The sequence below is a fragment of the Stenotrophomonas sp. 22LJNL06-5-1 genome, from assembly GCF_056861455.1.
On sequence record NZ_JBSPUE010000002.1, the window covers coordinates 281,374 to 302,752 of the forward strand.

21 protein-coding genes are annotated in these 21,379 nt (G+C 67.5%); 13 read left to right on the forward strand and 8 right to left on the reverse strand.

The window, feature by feature from the left end; genetic code table 11:
* The first annotated feature begins 1 nt into the window (after position 1).
* Genes cobN through AC13GF_RS06965 form a run of 3 tightly spaced genes read left to right on the forward strand, consistent with a single transcriptional unit; the run spans position 2 to position 4,706 of the window.
* Positions 2 to 3,910 carry a cobaltochelatase subunit CobN gene (gene cobN, locus AC13GF_RS06955; RefSeq protein ID WP_483004094.1) on the forward strand — a complete coding sequence of 1,303 codons (3,909 nt, stop codon included), beginning with the start codon at positions 2 to 4 and terminating at the stop codon, positions 3,908 to 3,910.
* Complete coding sequence (locus tag AC13GF_RS06960; protein ID WP_483004096.1) at positions 3,907 to 4,383, forward strand: MotA/TolQ/ExbB proton channel family protein; 477 nt, start codon at positions 3,907 to 3,909, stop codon at positions 4,381 to 4,383. Before cobN ends, AC13GF_RS06960 begins: the two co-directional genes overlap by 4 nt.
* Positions 4,383 to 4,706: a DUF2149 domain-containing protein gene (locus AC13GF_RS06965; protein ID WP_049437532.1), complete on the forward strand. Its 324-nt coding sequence runs from the start codon at positions 4,383 to 4,385 to the stop codon at positions 4,704 to 4,706. The genes AC13GF_RS06960 and AC13GF_RS06965 overlap by 1 nt, the downstream gene beginning before the upstream one ends.
* A gap of 26 nt (positions 4,707 to 4,732) precedes the next feature.
* Here the strand turns inward: AC13GF_RS06965 and AC13GF_RS06970 are convergent, their stop codons facing one another.
* The gene (locus AC13GF_RS06970; protein ID WP_483004098.1) at positions 4,733 to 5,659 is read right to left on the reverse strand and encodes a LysR family transcriptional regulator; all 927 of its coding nucleotides are present in this window, start codon (positions 5,657 to 5,659) and stop codon (positions 4,733 to 4,735) included.
* Between the two features lie 150 nt (positions 5,660 to 5,809).
* Here AC13GF_RS06970 and AC13GF_RS06975 point away from each other — a divergent pair, with 150 nt between their 5' ends.
* The 6 genes from AC13GF_RS06975 (at position 5,810) to AC13GF_RS07000 (ending at position 11,882) form a co-directional block, all read left to right on the forward strand.
* Positions 5,810 to 6,676 (forward strand): pirin family protein, encoded by an 867-nt coding sequence (locus AC13GF_RS06975; protein ID WP_483004100.1) that lies wholly within the window; start codon positions 5,810 to 5,812, stop codon positions 6,674 to 6,676.
* Between the two features lie 72 nt (positions 6,677 to 6,748).
* On the forward strand, positions 6,749 to 7,429 hold the full coding sequence (locus tag AC13GF_RS06980; protein WP_142806106.1) for a hydrolase: 681 nt from the start codon (positions 6,749 to 6,751) through the stop codon (positions 7,427 to 7,429).
* 77 nt (positions 7,430 to 7,506) lie between these two features.
* Positions 7,507 to 8,928 (forward strand): alginate export family protein, encoded by a 1,422-nt coding sequence (locus AC13GF_RS06985; RefSeq protein ID WP_483004102.1) that lies wholly within the window; start codon positions 7,507 to 7,509, stop codon positions 8,926 to 8,928.
* Between the two features lie 31 nt (positions 8,929 to 8,959).
* A complete protein-coding gene (locus AC13GF_RS06990) occupies positions 8,960 to 10,621 on the forward strand; it encodes an amidohydrolase (RefSeq protein WP_483004104.1) in 1,662 nt (553 codons plus the stop codon).
* A 136-nt stretch (positions 10,622 to 10,757) separates the two neighbouring features.
* Complete coding sequence (locus tag AC13GF_RS06995) at positions 10,758 to 11,399, forward strand: hydrolase (protein ID WP_483004106.1); 642 nt, start codon at positions 10,758 to 10,760, stop codon at positions 11,397 to 11,399.
* Positions 11,400 to 11,483: 84 nt separating this feature from the next.
* Complete coding sequence (locus AC13GF_RS07000) at positions 11,484 to 11,882, forward strand: OsmC family protein (RefSeq protein ID WP_483004292.1); 399 nt, start codon at positions 11,484 to 11,486, stop codon at positions 11,880 to 11,882.
* 55 nt (positions 11,883 to 11,937) lie between these two features.
* Here AC13GF_RS07000 and AC13GF_RS07005 read toward each other — a convergent pair whose 3' ends face one another.
* The 6 genes from AC13GF_RS07005 to AC13GF_RS07030 form a co-directional block, all read right to left on the reverse strand.
* Positions 11,938 to 12,267 carry a hypothetical protein gene (locus AC13GF_RS07005; protein ID WP_005409871.1) on the reverse strand — a complete coding sequence of 110 codons (330 nt, stop codon included), beginning with the start codon at positions 12,265 to 12,267 and terminating at the stop codon, positions 11,938 to 11,940.
* 97 nt (positions 12,268 to 12,364) lie between these two features.
* Entirely contained in the window at positions 12,365 to 14,110 is a 1,746-nt protein-coding gene (locus tag AC13GF_RS07010; RefSeq protein WP_483004107.1) for a putative porin, read from the reverse strand.
* 42 nt (positions 14,111 to 14,152) lie between these two features.
* A complete protein-coding gene (locus tag AC13GF_RS07015) occupies positions 14,153 to 14,818 on the reverse strand; it encodes a TonB family protein (protein ID WP_483004108.1) in 666 nt (221 codons plus the stop codon).
* A 39-nt stretch (positions 14,819 to 14,857) separates the two neighbouring features.
* Positions 14,858 to 15,271 carry an ExbD/TolR family protein gene (locus AC13GF_RS07020; RefSeq protein ID WP_005409874.1) on the reverse strand — a complete coding sequence of 138 codons (414 nt, stop codon included), beginning with the start codon at positions 15,269 to 15,271 and terminating at the stop codon, positions 14,858 to 14,860.
* Positions 15,272 to 15,281: 10 nt separating this feature from the next.
* The gene (locus tag AC13GF_RS07025) at positions 15,282 to 17,066 is read right to left on the reverse strand and encodes a DUF2341 domain-containing protein (protein ID WP_483004109.1); all 1,785 of its coding nucleotides are present in this window, start codon (positions 17,064 to 17,066) and stop codon (positions 15,282 to 15,284) included.
* A 38-nt stretch (positions 17,067 to 17,104) separates the two neighbouring features.
* Positions 17,105 to 18,721, reverse strand: a complete 1,617-nt coding sequence (locus AC13GF_RS07030; RefSeq protein ID WP_483004110.1) for a ShlB/FhaC/HecB family hemolysin secretion/activation protein — start codon at positions 18,719 to 18,721, stop codon at positions 17,105 to 17,107.
* Positions 18,722 to 18,922: 201 nt separating this feature from the next.
* Between AC13GF_RS07030 and AC13GF_RS07035 the strand changes: the two genes are divergently transcribed.
* Positions 18,923 to 19,258 carry a hypothetical protein gene (locus AC13GF_RS07035; RefSeq protein ID WP_483004111.1) on the forward strand — a complete coding sequence of 112 codons (336 nt, stop codon included), beginning with the start codon at positions 18,923 to 18,925 and terminating at the stop codon, positions 19,256 to 19,258.
* A gap of 43 nt (positions 19,259 to 19,301) precedes the next feature.
* On the opposite strand, the gene AC13GF_RS07040 is transcribed toward AC13GF_RS07035, so the two are convergent.
* Positions 19,302 to 19,751, reverse strand: a complete 450-nt coding sequence (locus tag AC13GF_RS07040) for a hypothetical protein (RefSeq protein ID WP_483004112.1) — start codon at positions 19,749 to 19,751, stop codon at positions 19,302 to 19,304.
* 115 nt (positions 19,752 to 19,866) lie between these two features.
* Between AC13GF_RS07040 and gspH the strand changes: the two genes are divergently transcribed.
* The 3 genes from gspH to AC13GF_RS07055 are packed head-to-tail and all read left to right on the forward strand — an operon-like array spanning position 19,867 to position 21,283.
* Complete coding sequence (gene gspH / locus AC13GF_RS07045) at positions 19,867 to 20,313, forward strand: type II secretion system minor pseudopilin GspH (protein ID WP_461291993.1); 447 nt, start codon at positions 19,867 to 19,869, stop codon at positions 20,311 to 20,313.
* Positions 20,310 to 20,672 carry a type II secretion system minor pseudopilin GspI gene (gspI, locus tag AC13GF_RS07050; RefSeq protein ID WP_483004113.1) on the forward strand — a complete coding sequence of 121 codons (363 nt, stop codon included), beginning with the start codon at positions 20,310 to 20,312 and terminating at the stop codon, positions 20,670 to 20,672. Before gspH ends, gspI begins: the two co-directional genes overlap by 4 nt.
* Entirely contained in the window at positions 20,669 to 21,283 is a 615-nt protein-coding gene (locus tag AC13GF_RS07055) for a prepilin-type N-terminal cleavage/methylation domain-containing protein (protein ID WP_483004114.1), read from the forward strand. The genes gspI and AC13GF_RS07055 overlap by 4 nt, the downstream gene beginning before the upstream one ends.
* The last annotated feature ends 96 nt before the right edge of the window (positions 21,284 to 21,379 follow it).

The window sequence follows — 21,379 nt, forward strand, 5'->3', positions numbered from 1 at the left end:
CATGCGCAGCGGGTGGACATGGCTGCTGCTCGGGTGGCTGATGCTTGCCGCATCGGCCCGTGCCGAGCCCGAACCCTTGCGGGTGGAGGTGGTCAGCAGCAGCTTCGTGCTACCCGGCAGGATCGCCCGCCTGGATGCACTGGGCGCGCCCGCAGGCGTGCGCTTCCGGCAACGCGTGGTCGACCCGGCGGCCACGCTGCCCGCTGACTGGCCGGCGGGCGCCGACCTGGTGCTGCTGGATACGCCGCGACCGACCGATGTCGAACAGGTCATGGCGGTGGTCGATGGCCCCCTGCAGAAGAGCAAGGTGCCGTGGCTGCGCGTGGGCGGCGGTGCACTGGCCTCCGGCCACCTGCCCGCCGAGGTGGCGCGCAGGATCGCCGGCTACTACGGCAACGGTGGCGAGGCCAACATCCGCACGCTGGCGGCCTACCTGCAGGCCTGGCGCAGCGGTGCCGGGACCGATGGACTGCCGAAGCCGCAGGTGCTGCCGGCCACCGGCTACAGCACGCGCGGCAGCCAGTGGCTGGACAGTCCGCAGGCATTGCAGGCGCAGTGGCAGCGCGATGGCCAGGCGTCGTGGCCGAAAGTGGCCGTACTGGTTTCCGGCAGCATGCTCAGTGGCATGCAGACCCAGGTGCTGGACGCGCTGATCGAGGCCGGGCGCGCACGCAAAGTCGCGCTGTTCGGGGTCTGGTTCGATGCCGCCGCCGACGACGGCCTGAAGCAGGCGCTGCGCGGCATCGAGGTGGATGCGCTGGTCAACCTCACCCATCTGCAGAACGGCAGCGCGCGTGCCACCGAATTTTCCGCGCTGGACGTGCCGGTACTGCAGGCAATGAACCATCGGCAAGGCGATGCTGATGACTGGCGCGCAGCGACGACCGGCATTCCAATGGCCACGCTGGCGACCTTCGTCGCCGTGCCCGAAGCCTGGGGCGCCAGTGATCCGATCGTGATCTCGGCCAATGCGCGTGGCGAACTGCAGCCGATTCCCGAACAGATCGATGCGCTGGCCGCCAAGCTGCAGCGGCTGGCCGCGCTGCGCCACACCGCCGCGGCCAACAAGCGCCTGGCGCTGCTGTTCTGGAATGCACCGGACGGCGAGCGCAACCTGTCCGCCTCGCATCTCAACGTGCCGCGCAGCATCGAGGCGCTGCTGCCGCGGCTGGCACAGGCCGGGTATTCAACGCAGCCGGTGGATGAAACGACCATGATCGAACAGCTGCAGGCGCTGCTGGGGGGCTACTACCATCCGGAGCGATTGGACGCGCTGCTCGATGCCGGGTTGGCCGACACCCTGCCGGTGGCGGACTACCGCCGCTGGCTGGCCACCCTGCCCGCTTCGCGCCGCGACGAACTGCGCGCACAGTGGGGCGATCCTGCACACCACCCCGCGGTACGCCAGCGGCACGGACAGGCCGTGTTCGTGCTGCCGCGCCTGCGCCTGGGCAACCTGCTGCTGATGCCGCAGCCGCCACGCGCGGGCCGCGTCGGCGAGGCCACCCACGATACGGCGTCGGTGCCGAGCCACTACTACCTGGCGGCGTACCTGTACCTGCGCCAGCAGTGGAAGGCCGATGCGCTGATCCACTTCGGTACCCACGGCACGCAGGAATGGACCCCGGGCAAGGACCGCGGCCTGTGGGCCGCCGACTATCCGTGGCTGGCGGTGGGCGAACTGCCGGTGTTCTACCCGTACATCCAGGACAACGTCGGCGAGGCGATCCAGGCCAAGCGCCGTGGTCGCGCCGTGGTGGTCAGCCACCAGACCCCGCCGTTCGCACCGTCCGGCCTGTACGACGAGCTGCGCGACCTGCACGCGGTGGTGCACGAACTGCAGCAACTGGACCAGGGGCCGGTACGTGATGCCACCGCCGCACGCCTGCGCACACTGGCCACAGACAGCGGCATCGCCGCCGACCTCGGCTGGAGCGCGGTGGACATGCAGGCGCGCTTCGACAGCTTCCTGCCGGTGCTGCATGACCATCTGCATGAACTCGCCCGGCGCAACCTGCCACTGGGGCTGCATACCTTCGGCCAGCCGGCCTCGCCCGAGCACCGCCTGCTGATGGTGATGCAGCAGCTGGGGCCGGACTATCTGAAAGCGCTGGGCGAAGATCCGATGGAGGCCACTGCGGTGGACTACCGGCAGATCCAGCAGGGGCTCGGCTTTCGCACGCTGCTGCACCATCTGCGCGAAGGTGCGCCGATCAGCAGCATCGCCAACCCGGATCTGCGCGCAGCGCTGCAGCGTGCCGTACAACTGGATGCAGCCCTGGCCGATACACAGGAGATCGAATCACTGCTGCACGGCCTGGGAGGTGGCTTCGTGCGGCCCGGCGCCGGCGGCGATCCGATCCGCACGCCGGAACTGCGCAGCGGCCGCAACCTGTTCGCGTTCGAGCCCGACCGCATTCCCACCCGCGCGGCGTTCGACACCGGCGAGCTCGCCCTGCAGCAGCTGTTGCAGGCCTATCGTGATGATCACGATGGGCAGCTGCCCCGCAAGCTCGCCATCAGCCTGTGGTCGAGCGAGGCCATCCGCCATCTCGGCGTGCTGGAGGCGCAGGTACTGCACGCGCTGGGCCTGCGCCCACGCTGGGACAGTGGTGGCAAGGTGATCGCCCTGGACATCGTGCCCGATGCGGAACTGCAGCGCCCGCGCATCGATGTGGTGATCCAGGCGACCAGCGTCTACCGCGACCAGTTCGATCCATTCCTGCGCCTGCTGGCTGGCGCCATCGAGCAGCTGGCGGCGATGCCGGCCTCGCCCGGCAACCCGATTGCCGGCAATGCACGGGCCGTGCAGCAGCGCCTGCAGCGCGACGGCGTCCCCGCGGAGCAGGCGCAACGCCTGTCGCGCCTGCGCATCTTCAGCAATGCACCCGGCGAATATGGCAGCGGCCTCAACCATGCCGTGCTGGCGCGTAGCGGCACGGCGGGCAAGGACGATGCAGCGTTGGCCAGCGGCTTCCTGGATCGCCTGCAGCACGGCTACGGCAGTGATGGCCAGGCGACCACCCTGCCCGGCGGCAACCTGTTCGCCGAACAGCTGCGCGGCGTGCAGGCGGCGGTGCTGTCGCGCTCCTCCAACACCCATGGCCTGCTCAGCACCGACCATCCCTTCGAGTACCTGGGCGGGCTGGCGCTGGCCGTGCGCCACCTCGACGGTGCCAGCCCGGCACTGTACGTCTCCGACCTGCGCGAACCGGCACCGCGCACGCGCAGCACCGCACGCTTCCTCGCCGATGAGCTGCGCGCGCAGACGCTCAACCCGCAATGGATCGGTGCGATGCAGGCCGAAGGCTATGCCGGCACGCTGGAGGTACTGAAGAACGTCGACAATCTGTTCGGCTGGCAGGTGACCGCGCCCGAGACGGTTCGCGCCGACCAATGGCAAGCGGTGCATGACACCTTCGTGCGCGACAGCCGGCAGCTGGGCCTGGCCCAGTGGTTCGAGCAGCGCAACGCCAGCGCGCAGGTGCAGATGATCGAGCGCCTGCAGGAGGCGATCTCGCGCGGCTACTGGCAACCCGATGATCGCACCCGTGCGGAGTTGCAGGCGCGGCTGCAGCAGCTGCAGGCCTCGTCAGCGCAGGAACCGGCACCGATGCAGGCACATGCGGGCTTTGGGCTCGGCCGCGCGGTTACCGCCACACCAGCACCCGATGCTGCCGCCACCGCCGCCCAACAACCCGCCACCGTCGAACCGGCCGCCCCCCCAGCGCCCAAGGTGCGAGGCCAGGTGATGCGGCAGGTGCCTCCGCCGGCGCCGCACTCGCCTGCCACGCACTGGGCACTGGCCGTGCTGCTGGGCCTGCTTGGCGCAGGCGCCGCACTGCAGGCGCGGCGCAACGCTCGGCGCGCCGCCCCTTCCCGTTCCCCTTCCACCACGGCTTCCGCATGAACGCGCTTGAATCCACCCTTTACGATCTCTCCCACCTGTTCCTCGCTCCGGTCCTGCTGCTGATCCTGCTGTCGCTGGCCTTTGCCTTCCTCAGCTTCGGCGCCTTCCTGTGGGAAGGACTGCAGCGCCGACGCGGCCGCCACCGTCCCGAGCTGCTGGCCTGGCAGGCCCGCCACGGTGGCAGCAGTGACGACCTGGAACTGCATATCCTCAAGCGCCTGGAAGGCCTGCGCATCGTTTCGCGCACCGCGCCGATGCTTGGCCTGGTCGCGACCATGATCCCGATGGGCCCGGCGCTGCTGGCACTGACCCGCAGCGACGCGCAGGGCGTGGGCGAGAACATGGTGGTGGCCTTCTCGTCGGTGATCCTGGCCCTGGTGGCCGCCAGCCTGACCTATCTGGTGCTGACCGTGCGCCGGCGCTGGCTGCTGGAGGAACTGCGCATGTTCGAACGCCTGCAGGAGGCAAACTGATGCGCTTCCTGGATGACGACGAAGCCGACGACCCGATCCTGTCGGTGGTGAACCTGATCGACCTGTTCCTGGTGGTCACCGGCATCCTGATGATCGTGATCGTGCGTAATCCGCTCAATCCGTTCACCAGCCAGGACGTGACCGTGATCGAGAACCCCGGCCAGGCCAACATGCGAATCACCGTCAAGCAGGGTGAAGAACTGACCCGCTACCAGTCCACCGGCGAGATCGGCGAAGGCGGCGGGGTCAAGGCCGGCGTGACCTATCGGTTACCGGATGGGCGCATGGTGTACGTACCCGAGGGCGCCACCCCGGCCCGGTAGATCCACGACATGCGTGGATGGCGTATCTAGGGTTCCTCCAGCGCATCGAAGCGTTCGGCGAGGTAATCGATCAGGGCACGCACCGCCGGCAACAGGCCGCGTCGCGACGGGAACACCGCGTGCACGATCCCGTACTTCGGTTGCCACTCCGGCAGCACGGGCACCAGCGCGCCACTGGCCAGTTCGTCGCTGATCATCATCCGCGGCAGCATCAGCAGGCCCACTCCGGCCACCGCGGCGGTGCGCAGCGCGATCATGTCATCGCTGACCAGCCGCGGGCGATGGTGCACGCTGGCCAGCACGTCGTCCGGCCCGGTGAATTCCCATACATGCTGCTGGCTGGGCGATGCCAGATCGACGGTCGGCATCATCGCCAGGTCGGCCGGCACCTGCGGCGTGCCCAGCCGCTGCAGCAGCGCCGGGCTGGCACTGGTACACCAGACCCGGCGCGCCAGCACGCGTACCACCAGATCACTGTCCTCCAGTGGCGGCGGCCGCACGCGGATCGCCACGTCCACACCCTCGCCCACCACGTCGACGCGTCGGTTGGTGGCATCCAGCTGCACCGTCACCTGCGGGTGCAGGGCGAGGAAATCGGCCAGCATCGTGCCGATGCGCGCATGCAGGATCGCGATCGGGCACGCCAGGCGGATCGTGCCGCGCGGCTCGGCGCGTGACATCGCAATCGCTTCTTCGGCCGCTTCGGCCTCGACCAGCATGGCCTTGCAATGGCGGTAGTAGTCCTGGCCGACCTCGGTGACCGAGAAGCGCCGGGTCGAACGCTGGATCAGTCGCACGCCCAACCGTTCTTCCAGCAGCGCGATGCGCCGGCTCAGTTTCGACTTCGGCATGGCCAGCGCCCGCCCGGCCTGCGAGAAGCCGCCGTGCTCGACCACCATGGCGAAGTAGAACAGGTCGTTGAGGTCACAACGGCGGATATCTGCGATGAACACGGGGCGATCTCCTGCGGCCCATGGCCTGCGACCATTGTTCACCAGATAGGACTATGACGGCAAATATTGGCATCTACCGGCCCAATTGTCGCGGCGATATCGTCTTCGCAACGAAGAACAGCGGCCGGCAACCCCGGCCAGGAGATCGCCATGAAGCGTGTCACCGGTACCTACAGCGCCCCCCGCCCGCACTGGGTGGGCGACGGATTCCCCGCCCGCTCGATGTTTTCCTACAACACCCACGGCCAGCACCTGAGCCCGTTCCTGCTGCTGGACTATGCCGGCCCTTACACCTTCGCCCCCAGCGATACGCCGCGTGGCGTCGGCCAGCATCCGCATCGCGGTTTCGAGACCGTCACCATCGTCTATGAGGGCGAGGTTGCCCACCGCGATTCAACGGGCGCCGGCGGCACCATCGGCCCGGGTGACGTGCAGTGGATGACCGCGGCCTCGGGCATCCTCCACGAGGAGTTCCACACGCCGGAGTTCAGCAAGCGGGGCGGCACGCTGGACATGGTCCAGCTGTGGGTGAACCTGCCGGCGCAGGACAAGATGGGTGCACCGGGCTACCAGACCCTGCTCGACGCACACATCCCCTCGGTTGAACTGCCTGAAGGCGCCGGCCGCGTGCGTGTCATCGCCGGTCGCTTCGACGGCCACGCCGGTCCGGCGCGCACCCACACGCCGATGGATGTCTGGGACATCCGCCTGCGGCAGGGCCACCACGCCGAACTGCCGGTGGCCGATGGCCGCACGCTGGCGCTGGTGGTGCTGAAGGGCATGGTGCGGATCAACGGCGGCCAGCCGGTCGGCGAGGCACAGCTGGTCACCTTCGACCGCAGCGGCGAGGACGTGTTCGTCGACGCCGACAGCGACGCCACCGTGCTGCTGCTCAGCGGTGAACCGATCGACGAACCGGTGGTGGGCTATGGCCCGTTCGTGATGAACAGCCAGGCCGAGATCGCGCAGGCGGTCAACGACTTCAACAGCGGCCGCTTCGGCCAGATCGCGCACTGATCGTTTCAATGCGGCGGGCATTGGCCCGCCGCACCTTCCGGGCCATCGCCCACCTTCTCCAGGAGACTGACCATGAGTACCCCCGCCAACTTCAACGGTGCCCGCCCGGTGATCGATCCGGACAACGCCGCGATGCTGCTGATCGACCATCAGAGCGGCCTGTTCCAGACCATCGGTGACATGCCGTTCACCAGCGTGCGCGCCCACGCCACCGCACTGGCCAGGATGGCCACGCTGGCAAAGATGCCGGTGATCACCACCGCCTCTGTTCCGCAGGGCCCGAACGGCCCGCTGATCCCGGAGATCCACGACGCGGCCCCGCATGCCCAGTACGTGGCGCGCAAGGGTGAGATCAACGCCTGGGACAACCCGGAATTCGTTGCCGCAGTGAAGGCCACCGGCCGCAAGCAGCTGATCATTGCCGGCACCATCACCAGCGTGTGCATGGCCTTCCCGTCAATCGCCGCCGTTGCCGATGGTTACCAGGTGTTCGCGGTCATCGACGCATCCGGCACCTACTCGAAGATGGCCGAGGAGATCACCCTGGCTCGCGTGGTGCAGGCCGGCGTGGTGCCGATGGACACCGCCGCGGTGGCCTCGGAGATCCAGCGCACCTGGAACCGCGACGATGCCCAGCAGTGGGCCGAGGTCTACACGAAGATCTTCCCGAACTACCAGCTGCTGATCGAAAGCTACCTGAAGGCGCAGGACGTGCAGAAGAACCACGAACAGCTGGATTCGCAGCGCAGCTGACGCCATGCGGGGCGGTGCGCCGCAGCGCCGCCGCCCTGCTTTGTCCTTGCTTCTTCCAGCCTGCATAGGAGGCGATCATGCGTTGGCCAGGTTCCCCTGCAGCAGGCATCGCGGCGCGTTCGATGGGCGCGCTTGCCGTCCTGTTCGCCGCTGCGGCTGGCGCGGAAGAGATCGTGCCATCACCACCCGCCATCGATCCGTGGCGCTACAGCGAAGACTACCGCTACCTGCAGGATCCGGCCTTCCGTTCCGGCGCCTGGTGGGAGAAGGGAAAGTGGATGCCGTTCGGCGCATCCGGCGGCTTGACCGTCGGCGCCGAGCTGCGTGCGCGCTACGAGCACTACACCAGTAATGAGTTCGGGCACGCACCTGTCAAGCGCGACGGCAGTGCGCTCTATCGTGCGCTGCCGTATGCCGATCTGAAGCTCAACGAGCATGCCAGGGTTTTCACCCAGCTCAACCTGACCCATGCGCGTCGCGACGGCAGCACCATCGGCCCGGTGGACGATACCGGCGCTGAGGTCCTGCAGGGCTTCGTCGATCTTTCGCTGCCCTCGCGCGACGCAGGTGCGACCTTGCGCGTGGGCCGGCAGGTAGTGACCTACGGCAGCGAGCGCCTGGTTTCGGTGCGCTATGGACCCAATGTCCTGCGCACATTCGACGGTGGCCTGCTCGCGTGGCGGACGTCGCACTCGCGTAGCGAAGCCTTCCTGCTGCGCCCGGTACGCAATGCCATGGGTTCCTTCAATGACCGTGGTGATCCACAGCGGCGCGTGTGGGGCGTGTACACCACCTTCCAGGACCCCGGAATCCACCGCGATACCGGCCTGGATCTCTACTACCTGGGCCTGTCCAGCGATCGCGCCCGCTACGACCAGGGAGAAGGTGCCGAAACCCGCAATACGCTGGGCAGCCGCTGGTTCGGTCGTCGCAACGGATGGAGCTGGGACCTGGAGGGATTCTTCCAGTACGGCAGTTTCGCCGGCGCGCCGGTACGTGCGTGGTCAGTCGCCAGCGATGTGCGCCATCGCTTCGATGCGTGGCCGCTGGCGCCACGGCTCGGCCTGAAGGCCAACATCATCAGCGGCGACCGTGACCCCGACGATCGCGCGTTGCAGACCTTCAACGTGATGTTCCCGAAGGGCAAGTACTTCGGCGAAAGCGGCCAGGTCGGTCCGAGCAACCTGATCAACCTGCACCCTTCGCTGGAACTGGATCTTGGCGGTGGCTGGTCATTGGCCAGTGCAATCGTCTTCTACTGGCGGCAGAGCGTGCGCGACGGCCTGTATGGCGTTGCCGGAAACCTGCTGCGGCCGGCGGGCAACAGCCGCGCCCGGTACATCGGCACGCAGGCGGATCTGGTGCTGGGGCGCGAGATCTCCCGCCAGCTCAGCGTCGAAGCGGCCTATTCGATCTTCGGGCCGGGTCGCTTCATCCGGGACACCGGGCGCGCCGACACCGTCCATTTCATCGGCCTTGAGGCGCTCTGGCACTACTGAGGCCGCCCCTCCCCCAGAGCGAGACACTTCCATGCGCGTACTGCTCCTCCTCTTCATACTTGTGCTGCCAACCGTGGCGGCAGCGGCCGAGCCGGCCGACCTGGTGCTGCGCAATGGCCTGCTGCTGACCCAGGACGGCACTACGCCACGTGCCAGCGCGCTTGCCATCCGCGGCGAGCGAATCCTGGCGGTCGGCAGTGACCGCGCCATGCAACGCCATATCGGCCCCCGCACCCGGGTCATCGACCTGCAACGGCGCACCGTCGTTCCGGGCCTGATCGATACGCACATCCACGCGATCCGTGGCGGCCAGACGTTCACCTTCGAAACCTACTGGTTCGACGCTCCCACGCTGTCCGAGGCGCTGCAGCGGCTGCAGCGGGATGCACGACGCAAGCCTGACGGGCAATGGGCCGCCGTGGTCGGTGCGTGGCATCCCGAACAGTTCGCGGAGGGCCGGGCACCGACCCGCGCCGAGCTCGATGCCGCCCTGCCGGACAGGCCGGTCTACGTGCAGCATCTGTACGACTACGCCCTGCTCAATCGTGCCGGCATCGCAGCGCTTGATCTGCAGGGCGACCAGCCCCGCCTGCCCCCGGGCATCATCGTCGAGCGCGACAATGACGGACAGGCCACCGGCCGCCTGTCCGGTGGTATCGGTCCATTCAATGCACTGTTCGCGCAGATCAGTGCCAGCACCGATCACGAAAAGAGCCTGCGGACCTTCTTCGCTGCCCTCAACGCACAAGGCGTGACCGGTTTCATCGATCCCTCCGCCGGCCCACCATCGTTCTACGAACCCCTGTTCAAGCTACGCGACCAGGGCGGGCTGACGCTGCGCGCCGGCTACCGCATCCCGGCCGGCACCCACGGTGATGAAGCCGAGTGGTTCCGCAATGTGATGGCGTTCCGTCCGAACCGGCACGACGATGGCGACATCGCCTTCCTCGGCCTGGGTGAAAACCTGGTCACCGCCATGAACGACGGCGTTCTGATGGGGCCTGGCTTCGATCCGCCGGCCGAGGCCCGGCAGGAGCTGATCGAGGTCGCCCGGCTGGCTGCGGAGCGGCGCATCCCACTGGAGATCCACGCTTACACCGATGATGCCGCCGATGCCATCCTGGACGCCTTCGAGGTGGTGGCGCGCGATCATGACCTGCGGCCGCTGCGCTGGGCGATCGCGCATCTGAACACCGGGTCACAGCGGACGTTGCAGCGCATGGCCCGGCTCGGCCTGGCCTACAGCGTACAGATGGGGCCGTACTTCGAAACCACCGCGATCCAAGCCGCCAACACGGCACAGGTTGCGGCGTCCAGCGCCCCGGTGCGGGCCGCGATGGCGCTCGGCATTCCGGTGGCGGGTGGCACCGACTCCACCCGCATCGGCGTGGCAGGCGTCTGGCAGGCCATCCAGTACCACGTTGACGGTCAGCCACTGGCAGGCGTGCGCCGCAGCGAGGACAACCTCATCACCCGCGATGCGGCACTGCGCCTGTTCACCCGCAATGCGGCCTTGCTGTCGTTTGCCGAAGACGAGCGCGGCTCTCTCACCGCGGGAAAGCTGGCTGATCTTGCTGTGCTCGACCAACCCTACCTGACCATGCCGGCCCGTCGCATCCACTCGCTGCGCTCGCTGCTCACCCTGGTCGGCGGCCGCATCGTGCACGACAGCGACACGCTGGACGCCGAATAGCCGCGTCCCGTACGCACGTCGCTGAAACACCCGGTCGGCAGTCTGTTGCTCACCTCCCCTGCCCTGCCATCCGGCCCCTGCCCGCCCCCGGGCATTCCCCCGCGGCCTCGCGCCGCTCCTGCAATGGAGACCCACCATGTCCAGTGAACCGATCCGCGACCCGGCCAGCGATCATCTGCTGACCCCGCAGAATTCCGCCTTCATCATCATCGACTACCAGCCGGTGCAGGTGAACTCCATCGCCTCGATGGACCGCCAGCTGCTGGTCAACAACATCGTCGGCACCGCCAAGGCCGCCGTCGCCTATGGTTTGCCGATCGTGCATTCGACGGTGAACGTCAAGACCGGCCTGAACAAGCCGCCAATTCCGCAGCTGCGCAAGGTACTGGGTGACTACCCCACCTACGACCGCACCACCATCAACTCCTGGGAGGACGTCGAGTTCCGCAAGGCGGTGGAAGCCACCGGCCGCCGCAAGCTGATCATGACCGCGCTGTGGACCGAGGCGTGCTTGACTTTCCCGGCCCTGGATGCGTTGAGGGAAGGCTATGAGGTGTATGTGGTGGTCGACGCCGTCGGCGGCACCTCGCTGACCGCGCACGATGCGGCGCTGCGCCGCATCGAACAGGCCGGTGGCCAGCTGATCAGCGTGCCGCAGTTGTTCTGCGAGCTGCAGCGCGACTGGGCCCGCTCGGAAACGGTGCCGGCCTTCATGAACCTCTTCATTGAAACCGGTGGTACGGCGGGCATCCAGTTCTCGTACGATCGTACCGAGTGATTGGGTGGCGGCGCCGGTCCGGGCCGGCGCCGCCTTTCGGAGCAGTCGAGCATGGCTCGACGCCACAGACAGATGGAGAACCTGATGGCCTACGCACGCATTGTTTCGACCGCCGACAACTACCTGCACCACATCAGCAACGGCAGCTTCGCTGTGGATGCGGACGAGCCCGCCTCGCTGGGCGGCCAGGGCAAGGGTTTCGCACCGTTCGACCTGTACCTGGCCTCGCTGGCGGCGTGCACCGCCATCACCCTGCGCATGTATGCGCAGCGCAAGGGCTGGGAACTGGGCGAGTTCCATGCCGAGCTGCGCTCGGAACGTGACGCGGATGGTCGCTTCCATGTGCACCGCGTACTGCATGCCAGCGCCGAGCTGAGCGATGCGCAGTGGCAGCGGTTGCTGGAGGTGGTGGAAAAGACCCCGGTGACCCTGGTGATGCGCGAGGGTGCACGCATCACCAGTGAGCGTGGGGCTGCAGCGTAACCCCATCCACGCATGGCGTGGATCTACTGTAGAGCCACTGGGCTCTACAGAAGGCTCAGCGGCGTGAATGCAGCACGGTGCGCTGGCGCATGGCGTTGAATTCCTGCTCCACCTGCTGGATGTCTTCGGCCTGGAAACCGGCCGCATCCAGCAGCTGGTCGGCGGCGGCGGCCGCCAGCGGATCATCGTCACGCTGGCGCCAGCAGCGCGCCGGCAGGAAATAGCCCACCTCACTGCGCCCGCGCATGATCACCACCGGCCGGCCCGCATACAGCAGGAACTCGGCCAGGTGCTGGCGCAGGCCCTCGACGGAAACATAGGCCGGCCCAACACCCAGCATCTGGCTGGACGGCTCGGGACTCTCGAACAGCTTGCGACGGCTCATCCACTCCTCCTTTTGAACAACGCGTGGTCTCCTTTCCTTAGACGGGCGCATCGCTGCGCCCCCGCCACGCACGACGTGATCCGCATCACGCCGCCACTCAGAAGCCGGTATTGAACTCCAGCTGGAACACGTCGATCGACAGCGGCGCGCCGGACACTTCCTTGGCCGCCATCCACTTGCCGCTGATCCAGCTGCGTGCATCCAGCGCGTAGGCGCCGCCCACGTAGTAGCCGCGGGCGTTGGTGCCGCCCAGGTGGAAGTTCGGATCGTTGTAGGCGTCGGGCAGCGCATCGGCCTCGATGTGCTTGTAGCCCAGCAGCGCCTGCCACTGACCCTTCTCCTTCAGCTCGGTGGCACCGAAGGTGGCCTGCACCATCCACGCGGTGTCGCCGCTACGGAAGGTATCGATGCTGGCGGTGCCACCGGCACCGTAGTTGTTGACGATGCCGTTGTTGGCGCGGCTGAACATGGCCTGCTTGTCGTAGGCCAGGTTGCGGATGTAGTCGCCGTCCAGGCGCAGACCGATGCCCTGTGCCAGCTGCGTGTCCCAGCGCAGGTTCAGCGTGGCCAGGCGGAAGGCCGAGGCCAGGCCGACGTACTGCGGGGTGGGCGTATTGGCCGGGTCCAGCGGATTGCGCGCGATGTCGCGGATCAGCATCAGGGTGTTGCCCTTCTGCATGAACGCCGGACGCGACCAGTCTGTGTCACAGCCCACCGCACCCGCGTACAGGGCGCACGGTGAGGACAGGCGGCCGCTGATGTTCTTGAAGTCGTAGTAGCCCAACGCAGCGCGCAACGCATTCTCGTCATTGAAGCGCCAGTTCACGCCCACCTGCGCACCGGACAACCACTTGTTCTCGTTCGGGGTCTTGACCCGGCTCTGGCTGGGCGAGCCGTCGGAGGTGTACTCCAGCGGCACCACCGCGAGGTTGCCGAACAAGTCGAGATCTCCCCCGTTGAAGTCGTATTTCAGGTTGGCGGCCAGGCCGTCGAAGTTCAGGTCATTGGAGAACAGCGTGTCGCTGGTCCAGAACGGATTGCCGAAGCGGCCGCCACGCACCGTCACCCAGTCAGCCGGGCTGTAGGCCAGCCAGGCCTGGTCCAGCCACACGTCCTTCTTGCTCAGGCCGCCACCCAGCTGCTCGGTGGTCGACACCGGGCCATTGCTGCTGCCGCTGGCCAGGCGCACGCCGGCCGTGGTGTGCTGGCCAATGGTTGCCTCGATGCCCAGGCGCGCGCGGATGCGCCACAGGTTGCGGCGGTCCTGGCGGGTGTTCAGCAGTGGCGGCAGCTGCAGGTTGGTGTTGGTGTTGGTGTCGAAGCCGTTGCCGGAATTGATCGACGACCAGTTGCTCACGATGTCGCTGTTGCGTTCGGAGAAGAAGCGCGACTCGCTGCGCACGCGCATGTCACCGGTGACCTTGATGCGCTTGGTCCATTCGGCCACTTCGTTCGGTGCCGCCCAGCCTTCGGACTTGGCCTGCGCCATCACGTCCTGGCGCACTTCGTCACGAATGCCGTCGCGCACGCTCTGCGGCACGTAGGGCACGCGCACGTCGCCAGCCTCCAGGGCCACGCCACCGCTGGCGGCCGAAGGTGCGGTGGCTGCACCGCGCTGGGCGGCCGCTGCTTCAGCCTCGACCTGCACCAGCAATGCCTGGCCGTCTTCGGGCTTCAGCGCGCCGCTGGCGATCAGGCCCTTGATCAGCTTGACCATGGTCGTTTCGGCGGCCATCGCACCGGCCGGGGCGGCCAGGCTGAGCAGCACGGCGCAGCACAGCAGCGCCCGTCGGGCCGGCCGCGGGCGGCGGGAGTCGGTTCGTGCGCGGACGTGGTCGTTCATCACGGTTCTCATCGAAAGAAGGGAAATCACGGAGGTCGGGAATCAGGCCCCGGGCCGGCGGCCCTGGATCAGCACGCGGGCGGGGAAATCAAGCGACGCTGGGGGTGCCTGGTCGACCTTGCCGATGCGACGCAGTGCATCGAGCACGGCCGCGTCGGCCTCCTCGTTGCCACTGCCACGCACCAGTTCGACCTTTTCCAGGCGGCCGTCGTTGGCCAGCCACACATTCACCTGCAGCTGGAACGCCAGGCGCTTGACCTTGTCGTCGCGCGAGATCGCCTGCTGCATCAGGTAGCCCAGGTAGCGGCCGTAGGTAGCGTTGCCGGCGCCACCACGGCCAACGCCGGACGAACCGCCACCACTGCCGGACTGGATACCGAAGTTGTCACCACCGGCCTGCGCATCGGCGTTCATCGTCACCGGATCGGCATTGTCCGGCGTCGGCGTCGGCTCTTCGGCCGGCGTCGGTTGATCCAGCGGCTCCGGTTCGGGCATCGTCTCTTCTGGCGGCGTTTCCGGTTCCGGCGGCCTTTCCGGCGGCGGCGGTGGCGGCGGAGGGGGCGGCGGCAGCGCCAGCATCGGCGGCTGCACCACCGGCCGACGGGTGCTGGCAGTGTCCTTGAACAGCATCCACCACACGGCGATGCCGAGCACCAGCAACGCGGCCAGCACCAGCGCGACGGTCACCAGCAACTGGCGACCGCGCATGCCGGGCTCCGGCCGAGGGGGTTGATGGGCCGTCATGCCTCAGCCCTGCGCCTTGCCGGTGACCAGGCCGACCTGGGCCAGCTCCAGCCGCCGCAGCAGGTCCAGCACCTCGACCACGCGGGCGTACTGCACCTGCGCATCACCGCGCACGATCACCGGGAAATCCGGCGTGGTCGCGCGTTCGGTGCGCAGGCGATCTTCCAGCTCGGCCATCGTCACCGGGTAGGCATCCAGGAACACCTGGCCACTGGGGTCGATGGTGATCGCCTTGGTCTTCGGCTTCTCCAGCGCGACGCTGTTGCTCGCCTTCGGCAGGTTGACCTCGATGCCGGGTATGGAGGCGTTGCTGGTCAGGATGAAGATCACCAGCACCACCAGCAGCACGTCGACGAAGGGCGTCACGTTGATGCCCTTCTCGCGCTTCTTGATGCCGAACTTCGCCTTCTGGCCCATGGCGCGCCCCTCAGCCCTGGACCGCGGCCGGGCCGCGCCCGTCCTGCTCTTCGGCCAGGCGCGCGGCGAACTCGTCGATGAATACCGCCATGTCCGCGCCGATCGCCTCGGCGCGCGCGCCCAGGTAGTTGTAGCCGAACAGCGCCGGAATCGCGACACCAAGGCCGGCTGCGGTACACAGCAGCGCCGCGGCCATGCCCGGTGCCACCGAATTGATGTCCACCGCGCCAGCCATCGCCGCGACCACGAACACCAGCATGATGCCGATCACGGTACCGAACAGGCCCACGTACGGCGCGCCTTCGATGGTGGTCGACAGCCAGTTCATGCGCCGCGCCATCGCCTCCTGCTCGCGCACCATCACCGCATCCATCGAGGCACGGATCGCGGCGATGGTGGCGCCACTCAGGTAACCACTGTTGCCGTCGCGCTGGTGGCGCTGCTGCATTTCATCGATGGCCACCTGGTAGATGCGCCACAGCGAACCGTCGTGCATCGCGGTGGGTGCCTTGCCCTGGCGGTCCATGTCGGACAGGGTGCGCAGCGGCACGCCGGACAGCTTGCCGAAGCTCTCGGTGAACACCGCATTGGCCTTGCTGGTACGGCCGAAGTGCCGCCCCTTGGCAATCATGATCGCCCACGACAGCAGCATCATCAGGCCGAGGATGGCGACCACCACCCAGGCGTCGAACGGCATCGCCTTGAGGATGAAGGCGAAGTGGCTCTGCCCGGCGGATTGCTCGTCGGCGCCGTAGCTGATCAGGCGCGAGTCAGCGCCCTGGGCGGTGGCATCGGCCAGCAGCAGTGCCGCCGGTCGTGCCACGCGCGAGATACGCAGCTCATCCAGTGCACCTTCGAAGTTGGCGAGCGGCTGCGCCGCGCCCGGCGCATCGGCGCCCACCACCGGGGCGGTGGTCAGCGCCGGCAGCTCGCCGCTCAGCTGGGCAACTACGCGCCCATTGAGATACAGCTGCAACGCGCCCTTGTCTGCAGTCAGTGCAACGTGCGCCCACTGTCCTTCCGGAATCGGCTGCGCCGGCGTGCTGCGCTGGCCATTGAGCTGCACGAACGGCACACGGTTCTCGATGCCCAGCACCAGCTCGGACACGCCGTCGCGACGCGCGTAGATCGCCTGAGCCGCATTGTTGCTGCCCGGCTTGATCCAGGCCGAAACGGTGAGCGGCGCGCCCGCCTCCTGTGCGAGCGATGCGCTGGCCGGCAGCGGCAGCGGGCCTGCGCCCAGCTGAACGCCGCGGCCGATCACCGAGCCTTCCGATGGCGGCACCACGGCACCGGCGTTGTTGCCATAGGCGGTGGTGTCGCGTGCCGGCGCATTGGCCTCGGCGAAGTGGTAGACCAGCGTGTAGTCCGGATCGAACACCTGCTGGCCGTTGCCGCTGGCCGGGGCCTTCTCGTTGCCGTAGTACATCCAGATCGTCTGCGGTGCCGCAGCGCTGACCGCCGGCACGTCCACCCATACCAGGGCCAGACCCAGCTTGGGATCGAACTGTTCGATCTGGTGGGCCAGCACGGTGCGGCCATCACCCGAGACAAAGCGGAGGTCGTTGCCCGCGTCCTGGGTGCCGTCGAAACCGAAGTTGCCGGTATGCAGGCGTAGCAGCAGCGGCGTGCGGCCCGGGTCACCGGCCAAGCCCGCGCCCTGCGGGCCGGCGTCGACGGTGATCGGCTTGCGGTACTTCCATTCGGCCTGCCACCAATTGGCATCGGCCGCAGCAGCAGGCAACGCAACCAGCGCGGCCAGCAGCAGCAACACTCGGGAAAGCAAACGGTCCATGCGATGGGTCTCCGGAGAACGCATGTTCAAGGGAAGGGTCAGTAACTGGTGCTGATGTTGAAATGCAGGCGCGGATCGTCCTTGCGCGTGACCGGGCCGTCGGCATAGGGCCAGGCGTAGTCCAGGCGCAGTTGCAGGTGTTCGCCCAGGCGCAGCTGCGCGCCCAGGCCGACCGAGGCCAGGTTGTACTTGTCACGCTGCTCGGGCAGCGGCTGGCGCAGGCGCAGGTACGCCGCGTCAGCAAAGCTGTAGACCCGCAGGTCGGTGCCGCTCCACAGCGACCATGCCGGGGTGCGCCATTCCAGGCTGGCCAGGCCGCCGTAATCGCCGATCGCCTCGGCCGACAGATAGCCGCGCACGGTGTACATGCCACCGGCGGCGAACTGCTCGGCCGACACCAGCGGCGCATCGGTCACCTGCAACGAGCCGCGTGCATACCACTGCCAGTCGCTGCCGAACGTGTGGGTGTTGGCGACGTCCGCCTTGAACGCGACGAAACTGGGGTCTGCCCAGTAGCGCTTCTGCCCGAACCCGATGGCATCGCTGCCATAGCCGAACAGCCGACGGGTACCGGCCACCAGCTGCGTATTGATGCTCAACTGATCCTGCTCGCCCTGGCGCACACCGACAAACCCCAGGGTGATCGGCGCGTACTTCAGCGGCGTCTTCAGGCTCTCCTTGCCCATCTGCGTGTCTTCCTCGGTGTCCTTGAAGTCCACGCCGAGGCTCAGCTGGCGCCACCATTGGCTGCTCCCGGCCAGGCGGTAATTGAGCTTGATGCCGATCGAATGACCGTTGCCGATCACATTGGTGCCAGTGCCGGTACCGACCTGCCCGCCCGCGTTCAGCACGCGGCTGTCGGACTTGTAGCCGGAGGCTTCCAGGCTCCATGGCGTGCCTTCGAACGGCATCGTGTACGAGGCAGAGAACACCTTGGCCTGCTTTGTATCTTCCGGCGCCAGGTACACGCCGATGTTGGCGCTGTGCCCCCGCTTCCACAGGTTGTCGTAGGCCAGCGACGCACTCAGGCGCAGCTTCTCGGTGTCGGCGCTGTGGTCGTTGTTGAGTGACGCGCTGGCACGCCACGGCGACTTCTCTTCGACCTGCAGGTCCACATCCATCGTGCCCGGCACCTGGCCCTCGCGCACCAGCGGCATCACCTGGCGGCGGCCACCTTCGTTCAGCGCGGTCAGTTCCTTCTGCGCCTGGTCGAAGTCCGGCACCTTGCCTTCCGCCAGTGCCGGCACGCGTTCACGGATGCGCTCGGGCGATTCGTGCTTCGTTCCCACGACCCGCAGCTGGCCAATCGGTGTCTGCTGTACCTTCAGCAGCACCACGCCACCGCTGACCTGCTGCCCGGGCAGCTCCACGTAGACCGACTGGTAGCCCGCCTGCTGGTACAGCACATTGACTGCATCGCGTGCCTTCTCGACATCGCCCAGGGTCTTTCCCGGTCCGAGGAACGGCTCCACCGCACGTTCGATCTGGCGCGGATCGAGCACGGTGTTGCCGCGCACGATGTATTCATTGATGTTCACGCTGGGCGCAGGCGCTGCCTCCTGCGCGAACAACGGCAGCGGCATCGCGGCCAGAGCCAGCACCAGCGGATGCAGGCGCAAGGGAAGGTGGACGGCTCGGCACGGAACAGGAGTCATCGAAGGCATCGCGTCGTATCGAAGGGAGTGGCCAGGGAGCGGCGCGTGGGTCTACCAACAGGACGTGTACGTCGCGTCAAAACCGCCAACAGTTTTGTGACAGCACTGTCATCTTTTGACAGCGCCACAACGCACGCAGGCGGACCCTGCCTTCGCCACACGTCTTCATTGCAGAACGTCGATTGCTGCGGGAGATTCGAGATGCGTGAATCATTGATGGTGGAACTGCGCGCTGCCTTCGCCCTTGCCCTGCTGCTGGGGCTGCCATCGGTTCGAGCCGACGAGGCTAAGAAGCAGGAAGACGCTGCGCCCTGCATCGAAGTGCAGGTCAATGGCGAGCGCATTCCGGCGTGGGACTGCCTGCAGCGCAAACTTGCGCCGGCATCGAGAGCGGCGAAATCACCGGCGCTCCCCGAGGCCGAACGGCTGATGCGGCAGCCCGGTAACCAGCTGATGCAGTACAACGTGGAGGGCACGCGGCAGCGCATGGGTGATGCCTTCGGGCGTTCGGTGGTGCCTCAGCGCCCGGCGCGCTGAGCCTGCACAGCTGTAGAGCCGAGCCAGCGCTCGACTGTCCTTCCTATGGAGCGGCCGGCACGATGCCATCGGTCGGCACCGGCGGCAGCTCAGGCACCGGCAGGCTGCGCGATTGCCCGGCCTGGTTCAATTCGACCGCGCTGGGACTGATGCCGGCCAGCACCGTGCAGGGGCCGAGTCGTTGGCCGGGCGCATACGCTTCCGCCGGGCGTCCATCCACCGAGAGCAGGGCCAGTGGCGCGTGGTCGCCGGCCATTACGCCGAGCACGACCACCTCGGTCTGCACCGCACCGGGAGACAGCAGCCGCACCAGAGGCAGGCTGGCCACTGCATCGAACAGGGGCCGCACCGGCGCCTCGGCTTTCGCTTCGCTGGCCGTAGCCGCTGGCGCCACCGCAGACAGGGTGACGCTCCAATAGGCCACCACGGCCAGCAGCAGCGTCGCCGCCAGCAGGGTCAACATGCGATTGCGATCCCAGCGCCTGCCATCCATGTTCCGCACCACCGCCACGTTCGTGTCCGCCTACGCTAGCAGCTGCGGCTGACGCTTTTGTTTCATCATGCCGGCCTACGCTGGCAGGTATCGACCCGGACAGGAGGCAACGTCGATGCAGCGCGTGCCGCGTGGCTTCACCCTGCTGGAACTGATGGTGGTGCTGGTGATCATCGGCATCTGCACGGCCGGAATCGGGCTGGGCCTGGGCAGCCTGCTCGACCCGGGCCGGCAGCTGCGGCAGGAAGCCGAGCGGTTGGCGCAGCGCCTGCAGGTGGCGCGCGACGAGGCGCGCATCGATGGCCGCCCCCTGCGCTGGCAGGCTGATGCCAACGGCTACCGCTTCAGCCGCCGCGAGGGCAACCGCTGGGTGATCGTTGAACGCGATGATCTGCTGCGTCCGCAGAAGTGGCAGGCAACGGGCATCGCGGTGCAGCCCGCCAACCCCATTGAGCTGAGCCCGGAGTGGATCGGTATCGCCTGGGAACTTGGACTGTCGTTGGATGGCCGCAAACTGCGTCTTCGTGATGATGGCAGCGGACAGTTGCAGGTCGTGCAGTGAAGCGGAACGTGCGCGGGTTCACCCTGATCGAAGTACTGATTGCGCTGGCGATCGTTTCGATTGCGCTGGCGGCGGTGATGCGTTCGGTGGCAGTGGCGACCGATGATCAGTCGCGCCTGCGCGACCGTCGGCTGGCACTGATGTGTGCGCAGGACCGCTGGCAGGAGCTGCGCCTGGCCGGGCAACCCCCGCAGGATGCACGGCAGCGCTGCGTGCAGGGGCGCGGCAGCTTCCTGGTGCTTCAGCATCTGGGCACGGGCAGCGACGGCCAGCCGCAGCTGGAACTGAGTGTGGTTGCCGAGGATGCTCCCCGGCAATCGCTGGCGCGGATGCAGTTGCCGTGGACGACGGCGCAATGAAGCGCGCAGTACGTGGTTTCACCCTGATCGAGGTGATGATCGCGATCACCATCATGGGCGTACTGGCGCTGATCTGCTGGCGGGCGCTCGACAGCGTGACCAACAGCGATCAGCGCCTGCGCCAGGCCGATGCCGAGACCACGACGGCGCTGCGCGTGCTGCAGCAGTTCCAGCGTGATATCGAAATGCGCGCAGACGATGCGCTGATGAATGGCGCGGTGCGCCCTGCGGACCGTCTGCAGCGATTGCTGCCGCCGTCGCTGGTGAGCGAACGGCACCCGGATGGCAGCTTCGCGCTGGAGATCACCCGCAGCGTGGGCAGCGATGGGCTGCGCTGGCAGCGGGTGCGCTGGTGGCGGCAGGGCAACACGCTTTGGCGGGCCAGTGGTGCGGCTACGGACCGGTATCCCCTGCCCGCACCGGAGGCGTCGAAAGGCATTGCGGTGGCCAGGGATGTGCAGCGGTTCGAGGTGCGGGCGTGGCAGCCGGGTGCCGGGTGGGCGCTATTGCCGAGCGAAGGCGAGGTGCTGCCGGCCACCGGGCTGGAACTGCGGCTGGGCCTGCGCGATGGGCGTGGGCCGTTGAGTTACCGGCGGGTTCTGGAGCTGTAGGCTTCGTTCGTGGCACCGCATCCACGCATGGCGTGGATCTACTGCCAAGCCCGCTCTGGTGGGTGCCGACCTTGGTCGGCACTGAAGCTGGCCCAG